This is a genomic window from Microbacterium sp. 22242 (assembly GCF_052045495.1).
Lineage (GTDB): Bacteria > Actinomycetota > Actinomycetes > Actinomycetales > Microbacteriaceae > Microbacterium.
Genome location: NZ_JBQEOZ010000001.1, coordinates 163,843 through 185,865 on the forward strand (window position 1 = coordinate 163,843; position 22,023 = coordinate 185,865).

The 22,023-nt window shown below is 68.0% G+C and carries 35 protein-coding genes and 1 tRNA gene; 7 read left to right on the forward strand and 29 right to left on the reverse strand.

Annotated elements, in window-relative coordinates; genetic code table 11:
* Positions 1-367: 367 nt before the first annotated feature.
* From ACTJJZ_RS00660 to ACTJJZ_RS00795, 28 genes are all read right to left on the reverse strand, one after another.
* Entirely contained in the window at positions 368-1,282 is a 915-nt protein-coding gene (locus ACTJJZ_RS00660; protein ID WP_440719237.1) for a hypothetical protein, read from the reverse strand.
* Positions 1,279-1,596 (reverse strand): hypothetical protein, encoded by a 318-nt coding sequence (locus ACTJJZ_RS00665; RefSeq protein WP_440719238.1) that lies wholly within the window; start codon positions 1,594-1,596, stop codon positions 1,279-1,281. Before ACTJJZ_RS00665 ends, ACTJJZ_RS00660 begins: the two co-directional genes overlap by 4 nt.
* Entirely contained in the window at positions 1,589-2,398 is an 810-nt protein-coding gene (locus tag ACTJJZ_RS00670) for a phosphatase domain-containing protein (RefSeq protein ID WP_440719239.1), read from the reverse strand. Before ACTJJZ_RS00670 ends, ACTJJZ_RS00665 begins: the two co-directional genes overlap by 8 nt.
* A complete protein-coding gene (locus tag ACTJJZ_RS00675) occupies positions 2,316-2,816 on the reverse strand; it encodes a single-stranded DNA-binding protein (RefSeq protein ID WP_440719240.1) in 501 nt (166 codons plus the stop codon). Before ACTJJZ_RS00675 ends, ACTJJZ_RS00670 begins: the two co-directional genes overlap by 83 nt.
* Complete coding sequence (locus tag ACTJJZ_RS00680) at positions 2,806-3,081, reverse strand: hypothetical protein (RefSeq protein ID WP_440719241.1); 276 nt, start codon at positions 3,079-3,081, stop codon at positions 2,806-2,808. The genes ACTJJZ_RS00675 and ACTJJZ_RS00680 overlap by 11 nt, the downstream gene beginning before the upstream one ends.
* A gap of 44 nt (positions 3,082-3,125) precedes the next feature.
* The gene (locus ACTJJZ_RS00685; RefSeq protein WP_440719242.1) at positions 3,126-3,317 is read right to left on the reverse strand and encodes a hypothetical protein; all 192 of its coding nucleotides are present in this window, start codon (positions 3,315-3,317) and stop codon (positions 3,126-3,128) included.
* Positions 3,317-3,967, reverse strand: a complete 651-nt coding sequence (locus ACTJJZ_RS00690; protein ID WP_440719243.1) for a hypothetical protein — start codon at positions 3,965-3,967, stop codon at positions 3,317-3,319. The genes ACTJJZ_RS00685 and ACTJJZ_RS00690 overlap by 1 nt, the downstream gene beginning before the upstream one ends.
* Complete coding sequence (locus ACTJJZ_RS00695; protein ID WP_440719244.1) at positions 3,967-4,359, reverse strand: HNH endonuclease; 393 nt, start codon at positions 4,357-4,359, stop codon at positions 3,967-3,969. The genes ACTJJZ_RS00690 and ACTJJZ_RS00695 overlap by 1 nt, the downstream gene beginning before the upstream one ends.
* A gap of 155 nt (positions 4,360-4,514) precedes the next feature.
* Complete coding sequence (locus ACTJJZ_RS00700) at positions 4,515-4,697, reverse strand: hypothetical protein (RefSeq protein WP_440719245.1); 183 nt, start codon at positions 4,695-4,697, stop codon at positions 4,515-4,517.
* Positions 4,694-6,436, reverse strand: coding sequence for a DNA cytosine methyltransferase (locus ACTJJZ_RS00705; RefSeq protein WP_440719246.1), 1,743 nt, complete (start codon positions 6,434-6,436; stop codon positions 4,694-4,696). Before ACTJJZ_RS00705 ends, ACTJJZ_RS00700 begins: the two co-directional genes overlap by 4 nt.
* Positions 6,436-9,066 (reverse strand): DNA methyltransferase, encoded by a 2,631-nt coding sequence (locus ACTJJZ_RS00710; RefSeq protein ID WP_440719247.1) that lies wholly within the window; start codon positions 9,064-9,066, stop codon positions 6,436-6,438. Before ACTJJZ_RS00710 ends, ACTJJZ_RS00705 begins: the two co-directional genes overlap by 1 nt.
* Positions 9,063-9,710 carry a hypothetical protein gene (locus ACTJJZ_RS00715; protein WP_440719248.1) on the reverse strand — a complete coding sequence of 216 codons (648 nt, stop codon included), beginning with the start codon at positions 9,708-9,710 and terminating at the stop codon, positions 9,063-9,065. Before ACTJJZ_RS00715 ends, ACTJJZ_RS00710 begins: the two co-directional genes overlap by 4 nt.
* Positions 9,707-10,171, reverse strand: a complete 465-nt coding sequence (locus ACTJJZ_RS00720) for an HNH endonuclease (RefSeq protein ID WP_440719249.1) — start codon at positions 10,169-10,171, stop codon at positions 9,707-9,709. Before ACTJJZ_RS00720 ends, ACTJJZ_RS00715 begins: the two co-directional genes overlap by 4 nt.
* Positions 10,168-10,443 carry a hypothetical protein gene (locus tag ACTJJZ_RS00725; protein WP_440719250.1) on the reverse strand — a complete coding sequence of 92 codons (276 nt, stop codon included), beginning with the start codon at positions 10,441-10,443 and terminating at the stop codon, positions 10,168-10,170. The genes ACTJJZ_RS00720 and ACTJJZ_RS00725 overlap by 4 nt, the downstream gene beginning before the upstream one ends.
* On the reverse strand, positions 10,440-10,886 hold the full coding sequence (locus ACTJJZ_RS00730; RefSeq protein ID WP_440719251.1) for a hypothetical protein: 447 nt from the start codon (positions 10,884-10,886) through the stop codon (positions 10,440-10,442). The genes ACTJJZ_RS00725 and ACTJJZ_RS00730 overlap by 4 nt, the downstream gene beginning before the upstream one ends.
* Before the next feature lie 113 nt (positions 10,887-10,999).
* Entirely contained in the window at positions 11,000-11,881 is an 882-nt protein-coding gene (locus ACTJJZ_RS00735; RefSeq protein WP_440719252.1) for a DUF2303 family protein, read from the reverse strand.
* Positions 11,878-12,258, reverse strand: a complete 381-nt coding sequence (locus tag ACTJJZ_RS00740) for a hypothetical protein (RefSeq protein ID WP_440719253.1) — start codon at positions 12,256-12,258, stop codon at positions 11,878-11,880. Before ACTJJZ_RS00740 ends, ACTJJZ_RS00735 begins: the two co-directional genes overlap by 4 nt.
* Positions 12,259-12,281: 23 nt before the next feature.
* Positions 12,282-12,416: a hypothetical protein gene (locus ACTJJZ_RS00745; protein WP_440719254.1), complete on the reverse strand. Its 135-nt coding sequence runs from the start codon at positions 12,414-12,416 to the stop codon at positions 12,282-12,284.
* A 3-nt stretch (positions 12,417-12,419) separates the two neighbouring features.
* Positions 12,420-12,785: a hypothetical protein gene (locus tag ACTJJZ_RS00750; protein ID WP_440719255.1), complete on the reverse strand. Its 366-nt coding sequence runs from the start codon at positions 12,783-12,785 to the stop codon at positions 12,420-12,422.
* Positions 12,785-13,312: a hypothetical protein gene (locus ACTJJZ_RS00755; RefSeq protein ID WP_440719256.1), complete on the reverse strand. Its 528-nt coding sequence runs from the start codon at positions 13,310-13,312 to the stop codon at positions 12,785-12,787. The genes ACTJJZ_RS00750 and ACTJJZ_RS00755 overlap by 1 nt, the downstream gene beginning before the upstream one ends.
* Positions 13,305-13,874, reverse strand: coding sequence for a YqaJ viral recombinase family protein (locus ACTJJZ_RS00760; RefSeq protein ID WP_440719257.1), 570 nt, complete (start codon positions 13,872-13,874; stop codon positions 13,305-13,307). Before ACTJJZ_RS00760 ends, ACTJJZ_RS00755 begins: the two co-directional genes overlap by 8 nt.
* Entirely contained in the window at positions 13,871-14,017 is a 147-nt protein-coding gene (locus ACTJJZ_RS00765) for a hypothetical protein (protein ID WP_440719258.1), read from the reverse strand. The genes ACTJJZ_RS00760 and ACTJJZ_RS00765 overlap by 4 nt, the downstream gene beginning before the upstream one ends.
* The gene (locus ACTJJZ_RS00770) at positions 14,014-14,250 is read right to left on the reverse strand and encodes a hypothetical protein (RefSeq protein ID WP_440719259.1); all 237 of its coding nucleotides are present in this window, start codon (positions 14,248-14,250) and stop codon (positions 14,014-14,016) included. Before ACTJJZ_RS00770 ends, ACTJJZ_RS00765 begins: the two co-directional genes overlap by 4 nt.
* A 28-nt stretch (positions 14,251-14,278) precedes the next feature.
* A complete protein-coding gene (locus tag ACTJJZ_RS00775; RefSeq protein ID WP_440719260.1) occupies positions 14,279-14,425 on the reverse strand; it encodes a hypothetical protein in 147 nt (48 codons plus the stop codon).
* A gap of 98 nt (positions 14,426-14,523) precedes the next feature.
* Positions 14,524-14,685 carry a hypothetical protein gene (locus ACTJJZ_RS00780; RefSeq protein ID WP_440719261.1) on the reverse strand — a complete coding sequence of 54 codons (162 nt, stop codon included), beginning with the start codon at positions 14,683-14,685 and terminating at the stop codon, positions 14,524-14,526.
* Entirely contained in the window at positions 14,685-15,011 is a 327-nt protein-coding gene (locus tag ACTJJZ_RS00785; RefSeq protein WP_440719262.1) for a hypothetical protein, read from the reverse strand. The genes ACTJJZ_RS00780 and ACTJJZ_RS00785 overlap by 1 nt, the downstream gene beginning before the upstream one ends.
* Positions 15,012-15,074: 63 nt before the next feature.
* Entirely contained in the window at positions 15,075-15,287 is a 213-nt protein-coding gene (locus ACTJJZ_RS00790) for a helix-turn-helix transcriptional regulator (protein ID WP_440719263.1), read from the reverse strand.
* 11 nt (positions 15,288-15,298) lie between these two features.
* Entirely contained in the window at positions 15,299-15,556 is a 258-nt protein-coding gene (locus ACTJJZ_RS00795; protein WP_440719264.1) for a hypothetical protein, read from the reverse strand.
* A 142-nt stretch (positions 15,557-15,698) separates the two neighbouring features.
* Between ACTJJZ_RS00795 and ACTJJZ_RS00800 the strand changes: the two genes are divergently transcribed.
* From ACTJJZ_RS00800 to ACTJJZ_RS00815, 4 genes are all read left to right on the forward strand, one after another.
* On the forward strand, positions 15,699-16,124 hold the full coding sequence (locus ACTJJZ_RS00800; RefSeq protein ID WP_440719265.1) for a hypothetical protein: 426 nt from the start codon (positions 15,699-15,701) through the stop codon (positions 16,122-16,124).
* Positions 16,121-16,579, forward strand: coding sequence for an ImmA/IrrE family metallo-endopeptidase (locus ACTJJZ_RS00805; RefSeq protein ID WP_440719266.1), 459 nt, complete (start codon positions 16,121-16,123; stop codon positions 16,577-16,579). Before ACTJJZ_RS00800 ends, ACTJJZ_RS00805 begins: the two co-directional genes overlap by 4 nt.
* A 28-nt stretch (positions 16,580-16,607) precedes the next feature.
* Complete coding sequence (locus tag ACTJJZ_RS00810; protein ID WP_440719267.1) at positions 16,608-17,018, forward strand: hypothetical protein; 411 nt, start codon at positions 16,608-16,610, stop codon at positions 17,016-17,018.
* A 355-nt stretch (positions 17,019-17,373) separates the two neighbouring features.
* Positions 17,374-18,531: a site-specific integrase gene (locus tag ACTJJZ_RS00815; protein WP_440719268.1), complete on the forward strand. Its 1,158-nt coding sequence runs from the start codon at positions 17,374-17,376 to the stop codon at positions 18,529-18,531.
* A gap of 81 nt (positions 18,532-18,612) precedes the next feature.
* On the opposite strand, the gene ACTJJZ_RS00820 is transcribed toward ACTJJZ_RS00815, so the two are convergent.
* Positions 18,613-18,685 (reverse strand) — tRNA-Leu (locus ACTJJZ_RS00820).
* 66 nt (positions 18,686-18,751) lie between these two features.
* Between ACTJJZ_RS00820 and ACTJJZ_RS00825 the strand changes: the two genes are divergently transcribed.
* From ACTJJZ_RS00825 to ACTJJZ_RS00835, 3 genes are all read left to right on the forward strand, one after another.
* A complete protein-coding gene (locus ACTJJZ_RS00825) occupies positions 18,752-20,002 on the forward strand; it encodes an alanine racemase (protein ID WP_440719269.1) in 1,251 nt (416 codons plus the stop codon).
* A gap of 16 nt (positions 20,003-20,018) precedes the next feature.
* Positions 20,019-21,332 carry a D-arabinono-1,4-lactone oxidase gene (locus ACTJJZ_RS00830; protein ID WP_440719270.1) on the forward strand — a complete coding sequence of 438 codons (1,314 nt, stop codon included), beginning with the start codon at positions 20,019-20,021 and terminating at the stop codon, positions 21,330-21,332.
* Positions 21,333-21,413: 81 nt separating this feature from the next.
* Positions 21,414-21,992 carry a LemA family protein gene (locus tag ACTJJZ_RS00835; RefSeq protein ID WP_440719271.1) on the forward strand — a complete coding sequence of 193 codons (579 nt, stop codon included), beginning with the start codon at positions 21,414-21,416 and terminating at the stop codon, positions 21,990-21,992.
* Positions 21,993-22,023: the final 31 nt, after the last annotated feature.

Genomic DNA, 22,023 nt, shown 5'->3' on the forward strand with positions numbered 1-22,023 from the left:
GGTAGCCCGGTGCATGTTCGTTCTCGAGCCGGGACCCCTGGACCGCAAGCTGCTCGGTGCGATGCCGAATGGACAGCTCGATATCCTCGCGTTCGAGGTTGCGCTCTCGGGGCGGCGGTCGGTTCCGGCCAGGGAGAGCGGTGCTTGGCCACGATCGCCATCGCGCGCTCTCCGATCTCAGGGTCGAGCATGATCTCCGAGAAGCCTGGAAGCGGGGAACCTGCCTCCTCGAACACGGCGAGGACGGCTCTCGCGGTGCCCTCGGCCCAGGTGCGTTCGCCGTAGTCCGCCTCTTCCCAGGACACGTCGACATTGTTCTGATGGATGATGCGGGCGGCGTGCTCGATCGTGGTTCTATCTCTGGCGCTCATGCTGCAGCTGCCCTCTCGGTGGTGTGGCGGATGGTGAGTGCGTCGTCAACCGTCCAGTCGGCGCGGTACTGGTGGGGCTGGTCGCTGACGGTGCCGCGGATCCGGTGGGTGACCCAGCGCACGGCGCCGGCGACCTTCACCGGTTCCCGCCAGGTGTGCGCGGCGCGGCCGGCGCGGGTCCGGCTGGTGACGGTGTGCTGGTCGGCGTCCCAGAGCGCCTGTACGCCGCCGGGGCGGGACTGTGCGCCGAGCTGGTGGCAGTCGCACCGGCAGTCGACGTTGTCGCACTCGGCGTGCGTGGTTACCTCACAGTCCGCGGATCCGACCCACCGGTGCACGTCCGGGCGGACCCGGGCAAGCTCCTTCCCGCAGAACGGGCAGGAGACGACGGTCGCGCCGTGCTCGGCGTGGGTTATGTTGCCGTGCGGGGCGTGGAAGCCGCAGCCGGGGCAGCGTTCCTTCACGACCTGCTTCTCGCGTTCCTCGACCTCCAGGTCCCGGTACGCGCGCTCCGCCGCGGCAGCGAACCGGATCGCATCGCGGGCGCCGGCTTCGTCGTGCACCCACAGGTCGACCGTGCGAGCGGCCCTCGAGGCGAGGAATCCGCGGCACTCGTCCAGGGTGAGGAACGAGAGCGTGAGGTTCGAGTAGCCGGATGGGGCAGCTCCCTTGGGGCCTCCCTCGGGAGACACAAGGCGGCCGTCGGCGGCGCGCACCGCAGCCTCGAAGTCGGACCACGCGGCGACGGCAGCGATCGCACGCTCGTAGCAGGGCGCGCAGAGGAATCCGACCTCGGCGGCGCGGGGAAGGCACCCGTAGCACTCGCCCGGATTGGTGGCCCAGCCTTCGTGATCGGGGCAGGTGACGCGGTGCGCGCCGGGCTCTGCGTGGTTGCGGATGCAGGTGATCATTCGGTGGTCCTCTCCTTGAACGCGATGCAGGCAGGCCATCGCTTGGTCATGTCGCGGCCGTCGCCGCGGTGGTTCCTCGAGCTCGGGTCAGGGGTGCCGCACTTCCACCAGTGCTTCCCGTTCGGATGCCGCTTGAGGCGGAGGAACGCGCAGTCGCCGCATGTCTTGCCGTTGTTGGCGAGCTGCATCCGCGTGGCGGGGTGGATGCCGGCGGCGATCGCGAGCTGGTCGCGCGACCGCTGTGGCAGTCGTTCGACCTTCGGTGCGTCTTTCGGCGGGGGAGGTGGGTCGAAGCCGGGGAGCTCGTCAGCCACGAGGCACCTCCTCCGCCCAGCCTTGAACGATGACCGTGGGGATGCCCTCCGACTCCCACAGATCGACCACGGAGGGGTTGTCGTCGATGGCGAGGGCGACGTCGTGTGTCTTCCGGATGCTCGCGAGGATCTCCGCCTTCACCTCGAAGTCCGGGCGGTAGTCGCCATCGGCTCGCATGTGCAGCGCCTGATAGCCGCTCTCGAGATGGATGTCGAGCCAACGTCGAGTGGATTCCTCCCACGTCCGCATCCGCGCGGTCACGATGAAGATGTCCGCGACCTTTGACCACGCCGCGACGAGCGACAGCGTCGAGAGGATTGGCGGGCAGAACTCTGCGCCCGCGTGGAAGGCATCGAAGTCCTTCGGGTGGTTCAGAACGTGGTGTCGCACAGTGGAGACATCAACGAGCGTCCCGTCGACGTCCACGATCACGGCCTGGGGCCGTTCGATCAGCATGAGCATGCTCCGTTCAGTGCGATCTCGGTGAAGCAGTTCGGGCAGACGGGGCGAGGCTCGGGCGCAGGCAGCGCGAGCAGCCGGGCCGTGCACTCGACATGCACAAGCTGACCCTCGACGAACTGGACCCTGTCGCCAGGGTGAATACGGGAATCGCAGTCGGCGGCACAGACGCCGTCGTAGCGGGCCGGAAACGGGAAAGGCATGAGGTTCTCCTGTCGGTGGGGCGGGACGCCGCGGGGATGCAGGGCCCCGCCGGGGCTCAAAACGGTGTGTCGTCCCCGACCGAGCCGGGAGTAGACCAGGCATCGGAGCTGGAGGATCCGGGCGTCGCCCAGGGCTCATCCGCGGCCGGGGCACCGCCCTGCTGGCCGCCGGAGAAGTTCCCGCCGCCGCTCGAGGCGGCACGGGTGACCTGGGCGGTCGCGTAGCGGAGCGAGGGGCCGATCTCGTCGACCTCCAGCTCGATCGCGGTGCGGTTGTTGCCGTCGCGGTCCTGGTAGGAGCGCTGACGCAGGCGTCCCGAAGCGATGACCCGCATGCCCTTCGTCAGGGATCCCGCCACGTGCTCGGCGAACTCGCGCCACACGGACGCACGGAGGAACAGCGCTTCGCCGTCCTTCCACTCGTTCGCCTGGCGGTCGAAGGTGCGCGGCGTCGAAGCGATGGTGAAGTTCGCCACCGGCAGCCCGTTCTGCGTGTACCGCAGCTCGGGGTCGGCGGTGAGGTTCCCCACCACGGTGATCGTCGTTTCACCGGTCATGCTTTCCTGCTTCCTGCCCGTTCGGGCGTTTCTTGGTCGTTGCGTCGGTGAGGATCCGATGCACGTAGGACTTCGAGTAGCCGACTTCCACCGCGATCGCCGCGATCGTCAGGCCGCGCGCCCGCAGAGCGAGGACGCGGTATTCGAGAGCGCGGTAGTGTCGTTCGGCGGCCGTCGGGCCGAGCGTCGGCCGCGAGCCAGTCACGAGACGGTGAGCGGCGAGCTCGATCAGCTTCGCGATCGTGATCCCCTGCGCCTCAGCCATGTCCGCTAGCCGCGCCCACGTGCGCGGATCGAACTTGACCGGGATCATGCAGCCACCCCCGTCGCGTGAATCTCCGCGAGCAGACGTTGTGTCTCCTCGTCGTAGGCTCGGCGGGCAAGCTCATCGGCGGGAACCAGATCCTGCTGTTCGCGGCGCAGCTTCTGCAGCGCCTTCCAGTGACCGCACCGGCGGCCAGCCTGTGCGAAGAACTCATCCGCCCACTCGTCGGCGAGCATCACGCCACCTCCGGTCGGTACTCGCATCGGGTGCAGGTGCCATCCGGCAGCAGCGTGTGCGCACCGTTTGGGCAGAGCGCACCGGGTACGACAGTGAACGGTGTTGCTGTCGGGCGGGCCTTAGCTGCGGCGCGGTGCGCCTCGACCGCGACTCGGGCGTCCGCGCACGCCCGGCAAGGCTTCCCGCTCGGCCCGGTCGGCATGTGCTTCGCGCAGAACGGATCCGGCGCGCGGACGGACGCAGGAGGTGGCGAGTACTTCGGCGCGCTACCTCCGATCACGGCGTCGGCCCCGCGTGCGTCACGGTGTGACGCCTCCCGTGACTTCCGGCGTGACGTCTCGCGTGACTTCCGCTTCCGCTCCGCCGCCGCGGCGCGCTCCGCCTCGACCTGCTCGCGCGTCGGCTGGTACTTCGCCCAGTCGTGGAACTGGAAGCCACCGGGGACGACGTCCCAGAGCCCCGCGTTCGCGAGCTCCACGGCGGCGTCCCGGTCAGCGAGCATGCGCAGCGCCTGAGGGGACACGAGCCCATTCGTGAGCTGGTGGGCGCAGTACGCACCCGCGCGCACCCACAGCGCCACAGCGTCCGCGGACAGCGGCAGCACCTTCGGGTGGGACCAGAAGCCGTCGTCGACCTTGAACCAGACCATCAGCCGACCTGCCCGTCCGAGAGGAGACGAGCCGTGTCGGCGGACAGCTCTTGCCACCATGCGCCGGAAGCGTCGGGGGCGTCGAAGTACTGCACCCAGGACTGCACATCGCACCGCCATGCCGGCCACACCTCCGGGCGGGCCCAGCGCGGCACTGAGAACCCATCGCGGAACGCCTTCGCCGGGTTCTCGGTCTTCCACTGGTGACAGGCGGGGCACAGGCCCTGCAGGTTCGAGACGACCGTGTTGCCCGACTGGCGGTTCTGACGGTGGTCGCGCTGCACGCCATACGCCCCGCATCGGACACAGAGGTTCCGGTCGCGGACCGTCATCGCCTCATACGCGCGGCGCTCATCCGCCGGCGACGGCTGGGGGGACTTCGGGCCGATCATCGGATCTCCTTGATGGCAGGTGCAGTGCTTCGGGTGCCAGGCGGCGTAGCCGTCCACGACGGTCGAGTGACCGAGCGGGGTCCAGCAGCAGCCGCGGCGACATCGTGACGGTGTCTCGTGCGGGTATGACGTCGGGGTGACGCGGAATACGGGCGTCATCCGTGCCACCTGCAGAGGTCCGTGTGGCCGCCTTCGTTGAACGAGGGGATCGAACGCCAGCCATGCTGCTTGCGTGCGCGGGCACGCAGTTCGCCTGCGGACTCACGATCGAGCGCGGGGATCTGCTCGGCGCAGCCGTCCTTGTCGCAGGCGAGGACGTTCACCTTCCGGGCGGTCATGCCGCGGATCCCAGCGCCTCAGCGACGTTGTCGCCGATCCAGTGCGCCACGTTCACCGGCACCGCGTTCCCGGCGCCCTTGGTCGTCTCCGACTTGTTCGCCGCCGAGGTGTCGTAGTCGTTCGGGAATCGCTGCGCGCGGAGGTGCTCGTTCGGGCCGAGCATCCGGAAGCGGACGTCGTCCAGATCGAACGGCAGGTCACCTTCGTACATCGAGCTCGGGCGCTGTCGAGATGGCACCACCAGGGCATGGTTGCCGCCGCTGCCGGTGATCGCGTGCAGCGGTCCTGACGGCGACGTGTTGATGTTCGCGTCGGATCCGCGCTGGGTGTACTGCCGCGACAGGAACGCGTCTGGTGCGGTCGTCAACCAGTGGTGATTGCCCTCTGCGGTGACTGTCGACAGCGGGTTCTCCGTGTCGCGAGCAGTAGACGTGCCGTACATCTCGACCATGTACGGCGGCACGATCAGGTTGTGATGCGCGCCACCCGCGGTGACCGCGCCGAGCGGGACAACCCACGGGTCCGAGTTGCGCCGGTCGGACCCTGTCTGCTCGCCGTACTGGTGCGACAGCACGGTGGCGAACACCAGCCCGTCGCCGATCTTCGTGGAGCGGGTCGGCAGCGGGCCCGACTCGAGCAGGCGGGCCCGGTCGTCGGCGTCGTGATTGATAGCCGTGTAGAACGGCGGCACCGATAGTGCGTCGCCGGTTCCTCCGGCCTGTCTGGTCATGAGTGGCGTGACGCTCGGATCCGTCACCCGGTAGTACGCGTTTGGATCCCCGAATCCCCGATGCTGCGGGTTCGCCGCGTCCCACGTCTGACCTGCGTGCTGCACGACAGCCGGCCGTGCGAACATGCGGATCCCCATCTCGACGCGCCGCATCGTCGCAGCGGCCAGCGGCTTCTTCCGGTCACCGATCCGCCCGCCGAGGTCGGACCAGTCGATGACCGAGGCGGCCGGGAGCACGTACGGTTCGACGACCTGCCTCGCGTGCTGGTTCGCACCGCACACGTACACGTACTGACGGCCGTACTTCCCGACCCGGAAATGCGGGTCCTTCTTCCATGACTGCACGGCCTCGACGACGCCCTGGCACTGGTCACACCACGCCGGCGGCCGCGGCTCGATCCGCGGCATCCGGATACCCTTGCGGTACAGGACGATGTAGATCCGGTCACGCCACTGCCCTGCAGGGTCGTTCGTCGCCGAGTAGACGTGCGCTGCGGACGCGTTGACGATCTGCCACTCGTAGCCGAGGTCCTCCCAGGTCCGCATCCAGGACGGGAAGACGTGCGCGCCAGCGGCGGTGCGCCAGTCGACGACCTCAGAGACGTTCTCGATCAGGATCACGTCGAACGGGCGTGCCTCGGCGGCGCGGATCGGATCCCACATGGTCGACCGGGACCGTTCCCCGGCATCGTTCGGCACGTACTCGTCGAAGAGGTCGAGTTCGCGGGGACGCTTCCTGCCTCCGGCGGGGGAGTGCCAGGTGCACTCCGGCGAGGCCCATAACACGGGGACGCCTTTTGGTAGGCGCCGCATGTCGTAACCGGAGAGGTCGCCCTGCACGTGGTCGGTCTGGCGGTGGTTCGCGGAATGCACGGCGATCGCCTTGTTCCAGTGGTTGAACGCGGTGTGCGGGACGAACCCGGCCTCGTAGAGGCCGGTGCTGCTACCACCGAACCCGGCGAAGAAGTCGAGGAAGGGGATGTCGAGAGACTTACGGGTGGCGAGCATCAGGCGGCGCTCCCTTGGAGGTCGAGGAGGTCGAACAGCGTCGGTGCATTCGCCTCGTTGTCATGGCGGGTGAGGTAGACAACCGAGTCCGCGGTGCTCACCGGGTTGAGTTCGGATCCGAAGCCGCGGCGCCCCTGGCGTACCGCTTCCAGGACCGTCGACCCGAGACCGCTGAACGGGTCACCGACGAGCTCGCCCGGGTTGGAGTACATGCGGATGATGCGGCGGGGGATGTCGAGCGGGAATGGGCAGATGTGCGCCTCGACCTCGCGTCGCCGCTGCTCGGAGTTGAGCGTGTCGATGCGCAGCACGTCGGTCCACACGTCGTCGCGCCACGACCCGGGGACGAGGGATGCGAACGTGCCGGGGAGCGCGTTGGCAGCGGCGAGGCGGTCAGCGAGCGCGACGTGCGCGTCGTAGTCGTAGACGGTGCGCTCAGACTGTGCGGTGAACAGCTTCGACCGGACGCCGACCTCGAGTGCGGCGAGCTCGTCGCCCGTCAGCAGCCGGTTCCCGCCCGTGCGCCACTCGCCGGCGGCGTCGATCTGCCACTGCCCGACCGAGTAGTCCGCCTTCTCCTTCTGGACCGGGACGTCGGCGTAGCCGCGCGAACGGTTCGTCTGCGGCTTGTGGAACAGCAGCACGTACTCGGGGGAGCCGACACCCATCTTCGAGTGGTCCTTCGCCATCTCGGAGTAGGAGAGCCGATAGGTCTGGTTGTTCTCGCGGACCACGTCGGTCGTGACCGTGATCATCCCGAAGTAGTCGAAGCCGTGGCCGGTGTAGTGGGCGATCGCTTCAGCGTGCATCGTGTCGAAGGTGTAGACGCCGGTGCCGGTGACGGATCCGTAGAGGGGGAAGTCCTTGACGTGCACAGCGAGGATCCGGCCGGGCATCAGCGCGTTCCACAGCGACGGCGTCAGGTAGTCCATCTGCCACCAGAACTGGCCGTTGTCGTCGACGTGGCCGAAGTCGGCGTAGTTGGGGGAGTACTCGTACTTCCCGCCGAACGGGATCGACGTGACGATCAGGCCCATCGACTCGCGGGCAACATGGTCGCGCCACTCGATTACCGAGTCGTTGAGGACGATCTGCCATTCCTGGCCGTCCCAGGTCTCGCGCTCGACGCCCATCGCGCGGGCGAGCTCGGCGGACACCGCGGTCGCGCTGAGTCCGAACTCGCGCAGGACGTCGCTCATCATGTCAGTGAGGGCGTCGTCCTCCTGCCACTTCGTGAGCAGGTTGTCGCGGACGTCGGTCTCGGACTCGCCGTACAGCAGATGCACCCGACACGCGTTCTTCTGACCGAACCGGTGGATCCGGTGGATGGCCTGGACGGTTTGCTCGTACTTGTGCGTCACGCCGACGAACACGGCCATCGAGCACTGCTGCAGGTTCAGGCCGCGCCCGAGCATCATCGGCTTTCCGATCAGCGCGTACGTCTCGCCGGCGAGCCACGCGCGCAGCTGCTCCTCGACCTCGTCATCGGACTGTGCGCCGCGGATCGACGAGAACGACACGTTGCGGGCAGCGAGCTCCCGCTCCAAGGCGTCCTGTTCGTCGTTCAGGTCGCACCACAGGATGATCTGGCCGGTCTCGTCGACGTCGCCCCAGTGGTTCGAGACGATGTGCATCGCCCGCGCGATCCGCGCGTCGAGCGTGTGCCTCTTCTCCCGCGCGGACTCGACGGCCGACTTCGCCCCGGCGCGCACGAGGATGCCCTGGCCGTCCTTCTCGACCTGATCCGACAGCAGCTCCACCTCGACCTCCTCCCACAGCACCTCGAGCGGCGGGAGGTCGTAGCCGGCGTCGGAGTAGCCGAGATCCGACGGGCGCTGAATGAAGCACGCCCACGTGTTCAGCCAGAGCATGAACTCGCGCTTCTTGTGCGGGTGGATGTTGAGGTTCCCCGCCTTCGACGAGTCGCGCTTGAAGAACCGGGTGAGCGCCTGTCCGGTATCCATGACGCCAAGGAACCCGGCGTAGTGGATCAGCTCCTTGTGCCGGTTCGGCGCCGGCGTGGCGGTCGCGACGAACCGATACGGGACGTCGGCGAACAGCGGGAGGAACCGCTGGTAGGTCTCAGATCCGAACGAGCGCAGCACGGCGGCCTCGTCGAGCGATGCCGCGACGAAGAGGGACAGGTCGAGCTTCCCGTCGCGCACGGATTCGTAGTTCGTGACGTACACGCCGCACCACTCGGGATCGACCTCGGCCGTCGACCGGACGAACCGGACTTCGAGGTCGAGGAGGTTGCGGGCGTCGGCGATGATGTCGAATCGCACGCCGAGCGGGGCGACGATGAGCCCTCGGCGCACCTCGCGGAACGGCGCGAAGAAGAATCGCTGCAGGGTCGGACCCTGGTCCACGATGAGGCGCAGGATCTCCAGCTGCATGACGGACTTGCCGAGGCCGTAGCGGGCGAAGATCGCGCGGCGGCCGCCCTTGACCGCCCACTTCACGATGTCGGCCTGGTGCGGCTTGTAGTGCGGATGGCCGGGGCGCATGATCGGCGACAGGTCCGCGTCGTTGACGTCGAACCCGAACGAGCGGTCGAACGCGACCTTCTCACGCAGGAACTCGTCGTACGGGCGGCCGTCGTTGCCGGTGTTCAAGGCGAGGAGGGTCACAGGAGCCCCTCCGCTCGGAGCTTCGCCTCGGCGAGCGACACACGCTGGAACGTCGCCGCGTCACCGCCCATATCGGGATGCGCGACGCGTTGCGCCACACGGAGGATGCGTGCGGGGTCGCTCTTGCGGTCGAACGTCTCGACCTTGTAGGCGACGTCAATCAGAAAGCCGATGGCGACCTCGACCGTCGCGAACCCGGCTGGGGCGGCGGTCGCTTCGATCGCGAGGAACCCGCGGTACTGTTCGCCCCGCTTCGTGACTCCGTATCGGTCGACCATGCGAAGCGCCTCGAGGGCGAGGGCGATCGCGCGGAGGTTGTCCTGCCACGTCGTGAACGTGTCGCACGGGTACGACAGGTGCCCGTGTTTCGAGTCGAGCGAGAAGATCACGCCCGGGTGCTCGGCGACGGCGTGCGCGCGGGGCCTCCCGTCGAGACGCCACAGGTCGCCGGCCGGGATCGCGATGAGCAGCTCGGCGGACTCCTGCTGTGCGCGCGTGTCCACGAGGTTCCAGATTTCGCGGTCGAGCAGCCGGAGCGTCTCCCCCAGGCCGGCCTTGAACTTCGAGCGGGTGCGGTTGCGGGTGAGCTCGCCCGGCCATTCGCGGATCGGGGCGACGTTGAGGGTGTCGGGCCAGGTGGTCATGCTGCTTCTCCGAGGTGCTTCCAGGTGCGGCGGCGAACGATGAGGGAGACGTTCGAGGGGGTGACGCCGTACTCAGCGGCGAGGGTGACGAGGGACTCGTGGGCGTGGCGTCGCCGGATCTCCCGGACCTGGGTCGCGGTGAGTCGGGTGGTGCGGGAGCGCTCGCGCTCGGCCATGTCGCGCATGTTGGCGGCATGCGATCCGGCGAGCAGGTGTGCGGGGTTGCAGCACGGCGGGTTGTCGCAGGTGTGGCGGGCTTCGTTCGATCCGAGCGGGCCCTTGACGAGCTCGTACGCGACCCGGGATGCGTTGCGCATCTGCCTGCCGACCCGGAACTTGCCGTACCCGCGGGAGCTGCGTGAGCGCGTCCACGGCCAGCAGTCGTTGGGGCCGCGGCGGTCGACGTGGGACCAGAACCGCTCTGCGGCCTTCGGGGTGAGGGACAGCGGCACCATGGTCATCGCGGGCCGCCCTTACAGAGGGCGCGCAAGGCGGGATCCGACATGACCGTGCCGTTCGAGAGCACGGCGGCCGTGCCGTCGCTGTAGCTGACGGTCCACCAGCCATTCCCTGTGCCGCCTCCGTGCCCGTGGTTCGGGGTGCGCTCGCAGCGCAGGGCGGTGCGAGGTGCGGCGGACGCGGCCGCAAGCGGTACGGCGGTCACCGCGGCGATCACGGGGAGCGACCAGGCGGCGCTCTTGATGATGGTGCGGCGGGCGAGGGGAGCGCTCATGCGTCGAACCCGCCTTCCAGCAGGCGCACGAACGTCTCGGCGTCCATGGTCACGTACTGCGCGGCGGGGTCGGACGTGCCACGCTTCTTGTGCATGACGACACCGATCGCAGCATCGTCGTTCTCGCGTTCGGTCTCGGCCTCGCGCAGCCAGCCGGGGAGGTCGACCTTGGCGACGTTCTTGCACTCGATGACCACGCGGCCGCCGCGGATGGTGCGGACACCGGCGATGTCGCCGCGGTCCTTCGACCCGGTCTTCACGCGGCGGTCGATCCGGTCATCGGCGAGGCGCTCAGCGAGCCAGTCGGCCTGTGCGCGCTCGAACCCCGAACCAGCCTTCTTCGCGGACGTGCGGTTGCGGCGGGGCTTGGCGGGCGTCGGGATCTTGAACGGGGCGGTCTGAACAGATTCCGGGGTCGGATCAGAGATGATGGGTGTGCTCACGCTGAGACTCCTGCTACGGAAGGCGATGTGTGGGTGGAGGGGCACCAGCCGACTGCTACTCGGCTGGTGCCCCGTCTTGCGGGGCGCTGCACCTGCTACGTGCAGCGACCTGATCAGGCGGCGGGGCGGCCCATGAAGATCGGCACGGCGCCGATCCCGTCATGGATTCGCGTCTCGGCGCCGTCCTTCTTGTCGGTGCGGCCGTCGCGGATCTCGGTGACGATGTCGGCGAACGCCGCCTCGAGGGTCAGCTCGGGGCGCTCCAGCTTGAAGCCGAGGGCGACCGCTCCACCGCGGAGGCGGTAGCGGAACGACGCCCAGATCGAGTAGATCGGGCCGCCGACGTACGGGCGGAGGGCGATCTGGATCCGTGCGGGGATTTCGATGTTGCCCTTCTGCCCGGCCTTCGCCTTGGTGTCCTCGATGTACGAGAGGTTCACGTCGCCGGACTGCTCGCGGATCGCGGACTCGAAGTTGACGTTCGTGTGCGCCTGGAAGGTGCGGGCGATGTCGATCATCCGAGCGGGCTCGGGGTCGATGACGTCGTTCCACTGGTCGTCGATGAAGTCGGCGAACTCGTCCTGGGGGAACAGTTTCCCGTCGGCGGCCTTCCACGCGATCCATTGCTTGGAGTGCTCCAGGTCGAGGCTGATGCGGTGCTTCTGCCAGCCCGGATCCCGCTCGGCTCCCTCGTGCGAGTCGAGAACCGCGACCACCTTGGAGGTGTTCGTGTGTGCGTAGACCTCGCTGCCGGGCCCGCCGTGCCGGTTCACGTACTCGACGAACGACTTCGCGTCGGTGACCGAGCGCTTGGCCTCCTTGTGGCGAGGGTGCTCGGCGTAGGCGTCGGTGTCCACAACGCGCAACTCGCCCTCGGCGCCGCGGACGAGGTATACCTCGCCGACAGCGATGCTGACGCGCTGGTTCTCCGCAGCTTGGTCGGCGAGCTCGGCGACGACGGCCGCCTCGGTCTTGGTGTCCTCGATGGTGGTCATGCCCCGGGGGCCTCCTTGATCTCGCCGGTGCGGGGATTCACATGCGCGCCGGCGTCGCGGATGTCTTCGTCGGTGAACAGCGGCATCGCGGAGGGATCCGTGCGCGACAGGTCGCCGTCCTTCGTGATGAACGCGAGGGACCCGATGCGGTTCTTCTCGGGGATCTTCGTCGTGAGCTTGTCGGTCACGACGACCGCATCGACACCGCCGTCGGCCGGCTTCACGTCGAGCCGGAGCACGAGCGATCCGACCTTGCCTGTCTCCTGGACCGCCGCGGTCACCTTCCTCAGCGCCTCGGCGGCCTCGACGTCGGTTCCGGGGCGGACCCGGGCGAGCATCATCGCGAGGCTCGGCGGGGCTTCCTTCTCTTCCACCATGGGATGTCCTTTCTGTGGGTGGTTCATGCCGCGATGCGGATCGCGTGGTGTTGGGCTTCGCCCCACGTCGGAAACCAGCCGATGGTGCCGGCACCGATGACCATCCATGGGCGCTCGAACTGCAGCCACCAGGGAAGTCGGACGACGGCGGGCTTCATCGGTCAGCCCTCCCCGTGGTCGGCGTAAAGCTGCCGCTCGGCCCGCTCGGTGGCGACCTCGGATCGCAGAGCGTCAGAGACGGCCGCGCACCAGCGCAGGCGCGCCTTCTTCGCCTCGATCGTGGACTCCGCTGCACGGAACTCCCGGTGCAGCTGGTGGGCTTCGCTGTCGGCGTCCGCGCGGCGTTCCGCGGCCGCCTGCGACAGCTTCGGGTCGTCAGCCTTCGCGGTCTCCATGACAACCGCGCGGCGATACTCGAGGTCTGCCTTCCGCTGCCCGTAAGCGTGCACAGCGGTGTCGAACTCCTTGATCTCGGTGTCCCACCGGATGAGGTGCTGATTCAGGCGGGCTTGGGTCGGGAGCGACATCAGGACAACGCCGCCTTCATCTGGTCCTTGATCGCGATCACGCGCGGGTCTTTGGTGACTCCGGCTTTCCCCGCGGTCTCCCATGCACCCTGCAGCTGCGTGATCGTTGAGGCTGACTCGAGCGCCGCGATGTGATCCGCGATGACCCTGTCATCAGGCGCGGGCGGCGGGGTCTTCTCCTGCCGGTTCCGCACCTCCTCCGAGGAGGCGATGCCTTTCCGGGTATCGACCGCGAGCGCTGCCACCATGGCGCGCCCCCAGGCCGCAGTCTCAGCGTTCTGCAACTCGGAGTCGCGGGTGAACTGGGTGGGGCCGGGGACAGGTTCCCAGGCGGTACCGTGTGCGGGCGCAGGATCATCAGCAGACCGCCATGCTTCCGCGGTGTACACAACCCACGACTTGTTAGCGAAGTCGATGAACTGGATGTCCTTCTGCCGCAGTCTTCCGTCCGGGTACTTCTCGCGGAACTCCACGATCCGGGTCGCCACGTCGATGTAGTCGAGCGGCCCCTTGAAGTTGTTAGCCACGCTTGGCCTCCCATACGTTTTCCGCAACGCCGATCAGGGTCGCGATCATGGTTTCGTCACGCTCGATCCAGAGCGTCTTCGGTTCGATCCACGGCAGGTAGAAGCTGCCGTCATCGGCGGTCGCGCGGAGGTGCCACAGCAACAGGCACTTCTCGGCGCCGGTGACGAACAACTGCCACTGGATCTGGCGCATGTACTTGAGTGGCGGGCGGCCCCAGTCCTTACTGGTCGTCTTCGCCTCGGCGATTGTCGAGTGGTCGAGGGAGAGGCCGTCCGGTGTCGCCAACCACCGGGGGTCACCTTCGGATGCGATCAGCCACCCGGACGGGAGGATCCCGTTCGTCTGGTGGGCGTGGTTGAGCATGTCGGGTTCGGCCCAGTTGCCGAACGCGGTGTACTCGTTTCCTTCGAACTGCGGGTCTGACCAGGACGCGACGAGGTTGCGGAAGCCGGCGTCTGTTGCGGCGTCACGAACCTCGGTCGCGGTGACACCGTTCTTTCGCGCTGCTAACCACTTGTCGCGTTCGGTGTCACGGGCGATGAATCGTTCCGCGGCGATCACGATGCCCTCTGCTGGTTGCCGGACTTCAATGTGAGGTACGCGAGGGCATCCGCGCCGTTCGTGAAGACAGCGACCACGCGGTCCCCGTCCCAGACCCGCCACCCGATGTCGGTGCCGAGAGTGATCTTCCACCGATCGTTCACGCCTCGACCGCCTCGTACTTGCGCAGCAGATCCGCGACGCGGATGGACGCGGTCTTGCCCTTGCGGTGAGGGTGCGCGTCGTTGCGGATGACCTTGTAGGCGACGGGGCTGGACAGGGTCGGACGGCCGATGATCTCGATGATGCGGACCTCGGGCTGCCCGTCCGCGCCGAACCGCTCCTGCTTCCACTGGGTGCCGACGACGAGCTTGGGGGTGTTGTCGATGCTGTTCATGGTTTCTCCGTTGAGGTCTGGGTGAGCGTCAGTCGCGCTCGTCGTCGTGGTCGTTGGGGAGGTCGTGCTCGCTGCCGCAGAGCGGACAGTGGACGAACGCGATCGAGTGGGTCACGCGGACGACCAGTGCGACACCGAACCGTCCGCAATCGCCGCAGTCGAGATCCGTTGTCATGTCCGTGCCCTGGCACTGATCACATGCCGCGGCGTGATCGAGGTCATACACAGCCGGGAGGGCCTCGGGCCAGGCAGTGTTCCCAGGCATGCCGGCCATCAGGCGGCCATCCCGAGCATCGCTTCGACCTGTGCGCGCTCAGCGGGATCCGGGATCCGCTTCGCGATCATGCGGCGGGCGCGCGCCTTGTCGGCCTCGCTCAGCGGCGAATAGATCGTGGTGACGGCCTGCGCCGATTCGGGGGTCATCGCGTCGGCCATCAGATGTCCTTGCCCGGGATGACGAACACGAGCACGAACGCGACCAGCAGCCCGCCAACGACCGCGTCTGCGGTGTTGAGCGTGGGATCGGCGGCGGCGATGCCGCACGGGATCGCGGTGATGAGAATCGCGGCGATCGCCATGAACCGCCACGGCGCGAACGGCAGCCGCGGGAGTTGGTGCGGGCGGCGCTCCGGGACGATCGCGGGCAGCGGCGCGGTGTCCGCGACATGCTGCACGGCGTCCACGGGCGCGTACGGCTGGAACGGGGACTTCTGATCCGACAGGTCCGCATCCTGCGGATCCGGTATGATCTCCTTGAGCATCTGATCTGCTCCCTTTCTCGAACCGCTCCTGTTCCAGCAGGGGCGGTTCCTCGTTGTGGTGGCTCAGGCTGCGGCGAGTTCGGAGGTCATCCACTCGTCAAGCTCGTCGAGCAGGAACTTGTTACGGGCTCCCTGCTTGTGGACCTTCGGCCCAGTGCCCTTCGACAGGCGGTTGTAGAGCGACTGCGTCGGCATCCCGCAGTAGTCCGCCGCCTGCTTCGTAGTGAGGAACGGGCCCACGAGGGGCCTCGAAGTCGCGACCTCGGCGTCAGTCACGTCGGCGACCATCACGCCGCCGCCTTGTGCGGAACGGTCGCCGACACTAGGTCGTGATCTACGACGCTGAACACGTCCTCGAACTTCACGGGGAACGTCAGGAGGACGGACGAGATGAACTTCGGGCCTGGCGCAGACTCACCGTTGAGAACGCGCGAGACGGTTCCCTTGTCGAGGCTGAGCGCATCAGCCAGCGACTTCACTGTGTCGAGCCCCTGGGCGTGGCGGGCTGCGCTGAATGCCTCGACGTCGATGCAGAGAGTGGCCATATGACACCCTTTCGTGCAGTTGTGCAACCAGCGATTGCTGACCTGCAACTGACGGTAACACCATTGAGGACCGTTGTGCAACTACGAGTGTGATTGCCGCAACCACTTGCGCAGTTGCTGTTGCACAACTACGCTCTCTCGCATGGGAGAGACACGCTGGTGGATATACGTCCAGACCGTCGCGGGCAAGGTCCAGGCGATCGAGGTGGCCAACAAGGTCGGGATCGACAAGTCGAACGTCACCCGCTGGAAGCAAGGGAACCGCCCCGCCGTCGAATTCGTGCTCAAGTTCGCCCGCAGCTACGACCGACCGGTGGTCGAGGCGCTCGCAGAAGCTGAGTACATCACCGACGCGGAGGCGCGTATTCGAGAGGTCAAGATCAACGTTCAGGACCTGAGTGATGTAGCACTCGCCCGGGAACTGCTCAGCCGGGCAGAGGCGCGTGCAGCAGCCGCGCAGAACGTGATCCACGGCCGGTTTGGTCGCAATGTCGGCGCCGACCAGCAGGATGACGTGGACGACGCCGTCGCACGCGTGACGGACCCCGAACCGACGGACGAGCAATGACACCCATCGACAGCTACCTCGCTGACCTGGTCGACCAGGCCGGAGTCACCATCGAGTACAAGCGCCTACGCGACGGTCGCGACGGAGAGTCATACGTCGACCGGAAGCTCACCCGCCTGCGTCCAGGCATGAACGCCCGACTCCACCGGTGCGTTCTCGCGCACGAACTCGGCCATCACGCCTTCGGGCACCACTCGACCCGGTTCGGGCCCGTGCACGCGAAGCAGGAGCGCGCCGCCGAGGAATGGGGCGCACTGCGCCTCATCTCCCTGGACGACTACCGCCATGTCGAGGAGATCCACGACGGCCACGCCGGCGCGATGGCGCTCGAGCTCGGCGTCATGCGATCAACGCTCGCAGCCTTCCAGGGGTTGCTCTTGCGCACAGATCAGCACGTGTACCTCGATCCACGACTCGGCACTCGCCAGTGGGCTCGTCGAACCCACGTCGCCTGAATCAGCAACCGATCACCTTGGGGAATCCATGAAGAAACTCGTCGTTCCAGCTCTGCTTGCGGTTCTCGCGCTGTCTGGTTGCGCGTCTCCGACGGCCGAGCCGAAATCCAGTCCGACACCATCCTGGACTCCGGATCCGAACTCGGCCGCCTGTGTGAACTTCGCCGCGCTCACCATGTCTATCCCCTCGAAGGTGAACAACAGCACTGGTCCCGCGAAGGATATGTGGGAAGCCGTCCGAGTCTCATTCGATGAGGTCGCTCTCACGGCACAAGGAACCGTGAAAGACCGGATGCTCGCCATGGTCGATCACTGGCCTGATCTGCTGCCGATCATGACCGGACAATACGACGACATCAACGGCAAGATCACTGCAGTTCAGCGCGCATGTCAGGCCGAGGGCGTCACGGCCACGTTCGGCACGCTCACGAGTAAGTAGGCCCGAAGTCAGAAACGGGGGTGTGACGTGGTAGCAGCCGTCGCGTTCAGCACAGTGAAGTTGTCCACAGGGGGGTGGGCGTCGCGCACGCGCGCCCCCTTCTCGATAGAGAAGGGGTTAACGGGTCGGGTCGGGTCGGGGAAGCCGAACCGCCGCCATGACTCACACGGGGAGTCACGGCGTGACGCACGCCGCGGCACCCTCGAAATCCCCGGAACCTCGCGGATCTGGTTCGCGCTCAGGGAAAGCGGAGTTATCCACAGGCCCCGCGCCGTTACGACGAAATCGGGACTGACTGAGGACCCCTCGCGTGACCTTGTTGTGACTCCCGCCGTACGTCACACCGTGACCGATCATGGCTAGGCCGCCGCTCGAGCTCGAGACGTGGGGCAAGATCCGACGCACCACGATCGACGGACAGGACGTCGCCGTGTGCCGCTATCGAGACAGCGACGGTGTGACTCGCATAATGCAGCGACGCGGCCGGACGCCGGCCGAGGCCGAGCGGAACCTCGTCAAGGCGCTGAAGAAGCGGCTCGCGCCGTCCGGCGAAGATCTAACATCGAACAGCACCGTGCGCGCAGCAGCCGCGAAGTGGTTCACCGAGCCGGAGCGAGACGATCTTGCGATCGCCACCCGCAACCGCTACCGGCAGATCCTGGAAACCATCATCGGCAAGGGCTTCGGTGACGTCCGATTGGCTGAGGTCACCGTTCCCCGCGTGGATCGATTCCTCAAGCGTGTCACGCAGGAGAACGGCGCCGGCTCGGCAAAGACGACGCGCACACTCCTGCAGCACGTCTTCGCTCTGGCGGTGCGACACGGTGCCATGCGCGCGAACCCAGTGCGTGACGCTGGCCGGATCATGCAGGCGAGAAAGGCCGTCACTGCTCCCTCCGTCGCTGACGTGCGGGCGATGCGGTGGATCATGTGGGCGTACGACGTCACGCCCGACAAGCGAGGTGCAACTCGGAGCGCCGAGCTCGGCGACCTCTTCGACGTCTTCATCGGTACCGGTGCGCGAACCGCCGAGGTGCTCGCTCTGAGGTGGGCTGACGTTGACCTCGAGAGCACGCCGGCGACCGTCAGCATCCGAGGGACGGTCGTCATCGGCGATGACGGGAAGGTGATGGTTCAGCCCCACCCGAAGTCGGACTCCTCGCGCCGCACACTACTGCTCCCCGGGTTCGCCACCGATGTGCTCACGCGCCGACGAATCGACTCCTACTGCGAGTGGGTCTTTCCGTCTGCCACGGGGACCCTTCGTTGGCCGCACAACCTCGGAAGGAACTGGCGGGAAGCGCTCGCGGGCACCCCTTACGCGGGCCTATCGCCGCGATCGCTACGGAAGGCGGTTGCAACGTTGCTTCGCGACGTCATGGGGGTCGAAGCGGCGCAGGGGCAGCTCGGCCACGCGTCGCCAGCCGTGACGCGGAAGCACTACATCCAGCCGCTGCACGTCGGCCCGGACGCGACCTCGGCGCTCGGCGCGTGGATCCAAAGCGATGAGTAAGCGATGGATTCGCCAAGAAAGTCGAATGTGCCCGCCTGGTCAGGTGCGGGAAAAGAGCCGATCAGGGGGGATTACTTGGAGTGCCCCCGCCGGGATTTGAACCCGGACTGAAGCGATTTTAAGTCGCCTGCCTCTGCCGTTGGGCTACGGGGGCCGTTCCTCGAGCCTAGCGAGCGCGGGCCCGCGAGCGACGTTGACTCGGAGCCAATAGGGTGGGGGAGTGCTCGAGCTCATCGCCGATCAGGGCCACGCGAACGCGTCCGTCCGATCCGCTGCGCACGCCTGGGAGGACCCGGCCCGGTGGTGGCCGCGGTTGACCGGGGCCACGGCGCACCTGCCGGCGCCCGTCGCGGTCATCGATCTCGCAGCGCTGCGCTACAACACGATGGACATGGTGGTGCGCGCCGGCGGGCTGCCGATCCGCATCGCCACGAAGTCGGTGCGCGTGCGCGAGGTCATCGACGCCGCCCTGCGGGTGCCCGGCTATCGCGGGCTGCTCGCGTTCACCCTCGCGGAGGCGCTCTGGCTCGCCGAGGACCACGACGACATCGTGCTGGCCTACCCGACCGCCGACCGGTCGAGCCTCGAGCGGCTGCTCGCCGATGAGCAGGCTGCCGCGCGGATCACCCTCATGGTCGACGACGACTCCCAGCTCGACCTCATCGACAACGTCGCCGGACCGGCGCGGCGGCCGCGCGTGCGCATCGCGATCGACGCCGACGCGTCCTGGCGCGCCCCCGCGCTCGGCCACATCGGCGTCTTCCGCTCGCCGCTGCACACGCCGGACGAGGTCGCCCGGTTCGCCCGTCGCGCGGCCGAGCGCGACGGGTTCCGCCTGGTCGGGCTGCAGATGTACGAGGCGCAGATCGCGGGGCAGGGCGACGACACCGGCAGCGGCGACACGCTGATCAGGGCCGTGCAGGCGCGCTCGCGCCAGGAACTGCGCGACCGGCGAGCCCGCATCGTCGAGGCCGTGCGGGCTCTCGTGCCGCTCGAGTTCGTCACCGGCGGCGGCACCGGATCCCTCGAGTACACCGGATCCGATCCCGTGCTCACCGAGATCACGGCGGGCAGCGGACTGCTCGCCGGGCACCTGTTCGACGGCTACCGCGCGTTCGATCCCGCGCCCGCCAGCGCCTTCGCGTTCGACGTCGTGCGCCGCCCGGCGCCCGACATCGCCACGATCCTCGGTGGCGGGTGGATCGCGTCCGGTCCGCCCGTCGCCTCCCGTCAGCCGAAGCCGGTGTGGCCGCAGGGTCTGCGGACCGCGCCGCGGGAAGCGGCGGGCGAGGTGCAGACGCCGCTGCGCGGGGAGGGGGCCCGCACGCTGCGGATCGGCGATCGGGTGTGGCTGCGCCACGCGAAGAGCGGCGAACCGGCGGAGCGGACCTCGAGTTACCACCTCGTCGACGGCGACCGCGTCGCCGGCGAGCTGCCCACGTATCGCGGTGAGGGAAAGGCGTTCCTGTGACACGAAGGGGTCTGCTGTGACGCAACTCGGGGGAACCTGGCAGAACTGGGGCCGGTCGGCCTCGATCCGTCCGCTCAGGGTCGAGCGCCCCCGCAGCCCCGAGGGCGTGCAGCGGGCGGTGCTCGCAGCCCGCGCGCAGAAGCTGCGGATCAAGGCGGTCGGCGCGGGGCACAGCTTCACCGGCGTGGCCGCGGCCCCGGACGTGCTGCTCGAGCTCGACGACCTGCAGGGACTCGTCTCGGTCGACGAGCCGCGGGCGCGCGTCACCCTGCTGGCCGGCACACGACTGCACCGGCTGCCCGCGCTGCTCGCCCCGCACGGGCTCGCCATGGAGAACCTCGGCGACATCGACCGGCAGTCGATCTCCGGAGCGGTCTCGACGGGGACCCACGGCACCGGCGCAGCCTTCCGCGGCCTTGCCGCCCAGGTGGTCGGCGTCACCCTGATCACTGCCGAGGGGGAGTTCCTTCGCGTGGACGAGGCGCAGAACGCCGAGCTGCTGCCCGCCGTCGCGCTCGGCCTCGGCGCCCTCGGGATCCTCGTCGAGGTGACTCTGCAATGCGTCCCGGCGTTCGTCGTGCACGCGGTCGACGCACCGGCGCCACTGGACGAGGTCCTCGAGACCGTGCACGAGCGCGTCGCCGCGGCCGACCACTTCGAGTTCTACTGGTTCCCGCACACCGACGTCGCCCTCACCAAGACCACCGAGCGGCTGCCGGAGTCGGCGGTGCGCCACCCGCTGCCCCGGGTCGGCCGGTGGATCGACGAGACCCTGCTCTCCAACGGCGTGTACCGGGTGGTGTGCGCGGCGGGCGGGCTCGCCCCGGCGATCACGCCGCCGTTCAGCAGGCTTGCCGTGAAGCTCACCGGCGACCGGGAGTACACCGACCTCTCGCATCGCGTGCTCACGCAGAGCCGCACCGTGCGGTTCCGCGAGATGGGGTACGCGCTGCCGCAGGATCAGGTGGTCCCCGCGTTCCGCGAGGTGATGGCGCTGATCTCCCAGCGCGGCTGGCGGATCGAGTTCCCGATCGAGGTGCGCTTCGCCGCCGCCGACGACCGGTGGCTGTCGACCGCGCACGAGCGGGACTCCGCCTACATCGCCGTGCACCGCTACTGGCGACGCGACCCCCGCGAGTACTTCGAGGCCGTGGAGACGATCATGCTCGCGCACGGCGGGCGCCCGCACTGGGGAAAGCTGCACACCCTCGACGCCGCACAGCTGCGCAAGCGCTATCCGCGGTTCGACGACTTCGTGACGCTGCGGGATCGGATGGATCCCGAGCGCCGGTTCAGCAACCGCCACCTGGAGCGGGTCCTCGGCGGCTGACCGTTCCCTGGCAGCCCGGCGTTCGCGGAGGATGCGGGGATAGGATGGCCCCAAACCGCGTCTGCAAGGGGGTCTTCGTCCGTGGATGTTCTCGTTCCTGTGCTCGTCGTCGTCGGGGTGATCGTCGTTCTGATCGCCGCCGTCGGCATCTATCTCTGGGCCACCTACAACTCGCTCGTGCAGCTGGGGGTCCGCGTCGATGAGGCCTGGAGCGACATCACCGTTCAGCTCAAGCGCCGGGCGGATCTCATCCCGAACCTGATCGACACCGTGAAGGGCTATGCGGCGCACGAGAAGGCGGTCTTCGAGAACGTCACCCGCGCGCGCGCCGAGACGCTCGCTGCGTCCAGCCCCGGCGAGGCCGGAGCCGCGGAGGGCCACCTGCAGCAGGCGCTGAAGAGCCTGTTCGCGGTCGCGGAGGCCTACCCGCAGCTGCAGGCCAGCCAGAACTTCCTGCAGCTGCAGTCCGCCCTGGTCGACACCGAGGACAAGGTGCAGGCCTCACGCCGCTTCTACAACGGGGGAGTGCGCGAGCTGAACACCAAGATCAAGGTGTTCCCGAACAACCTGTTCGCCCGCAACCTCGGCTTCACCGAGCGGGAGTTCTTCGAGGTCGTCGACGGCGCCGCGATCGCCGAGCCTCCGCGCGTCCAGTTCTGACCCTGTCCGAGCCGATCGAAGCGGCCGCCGT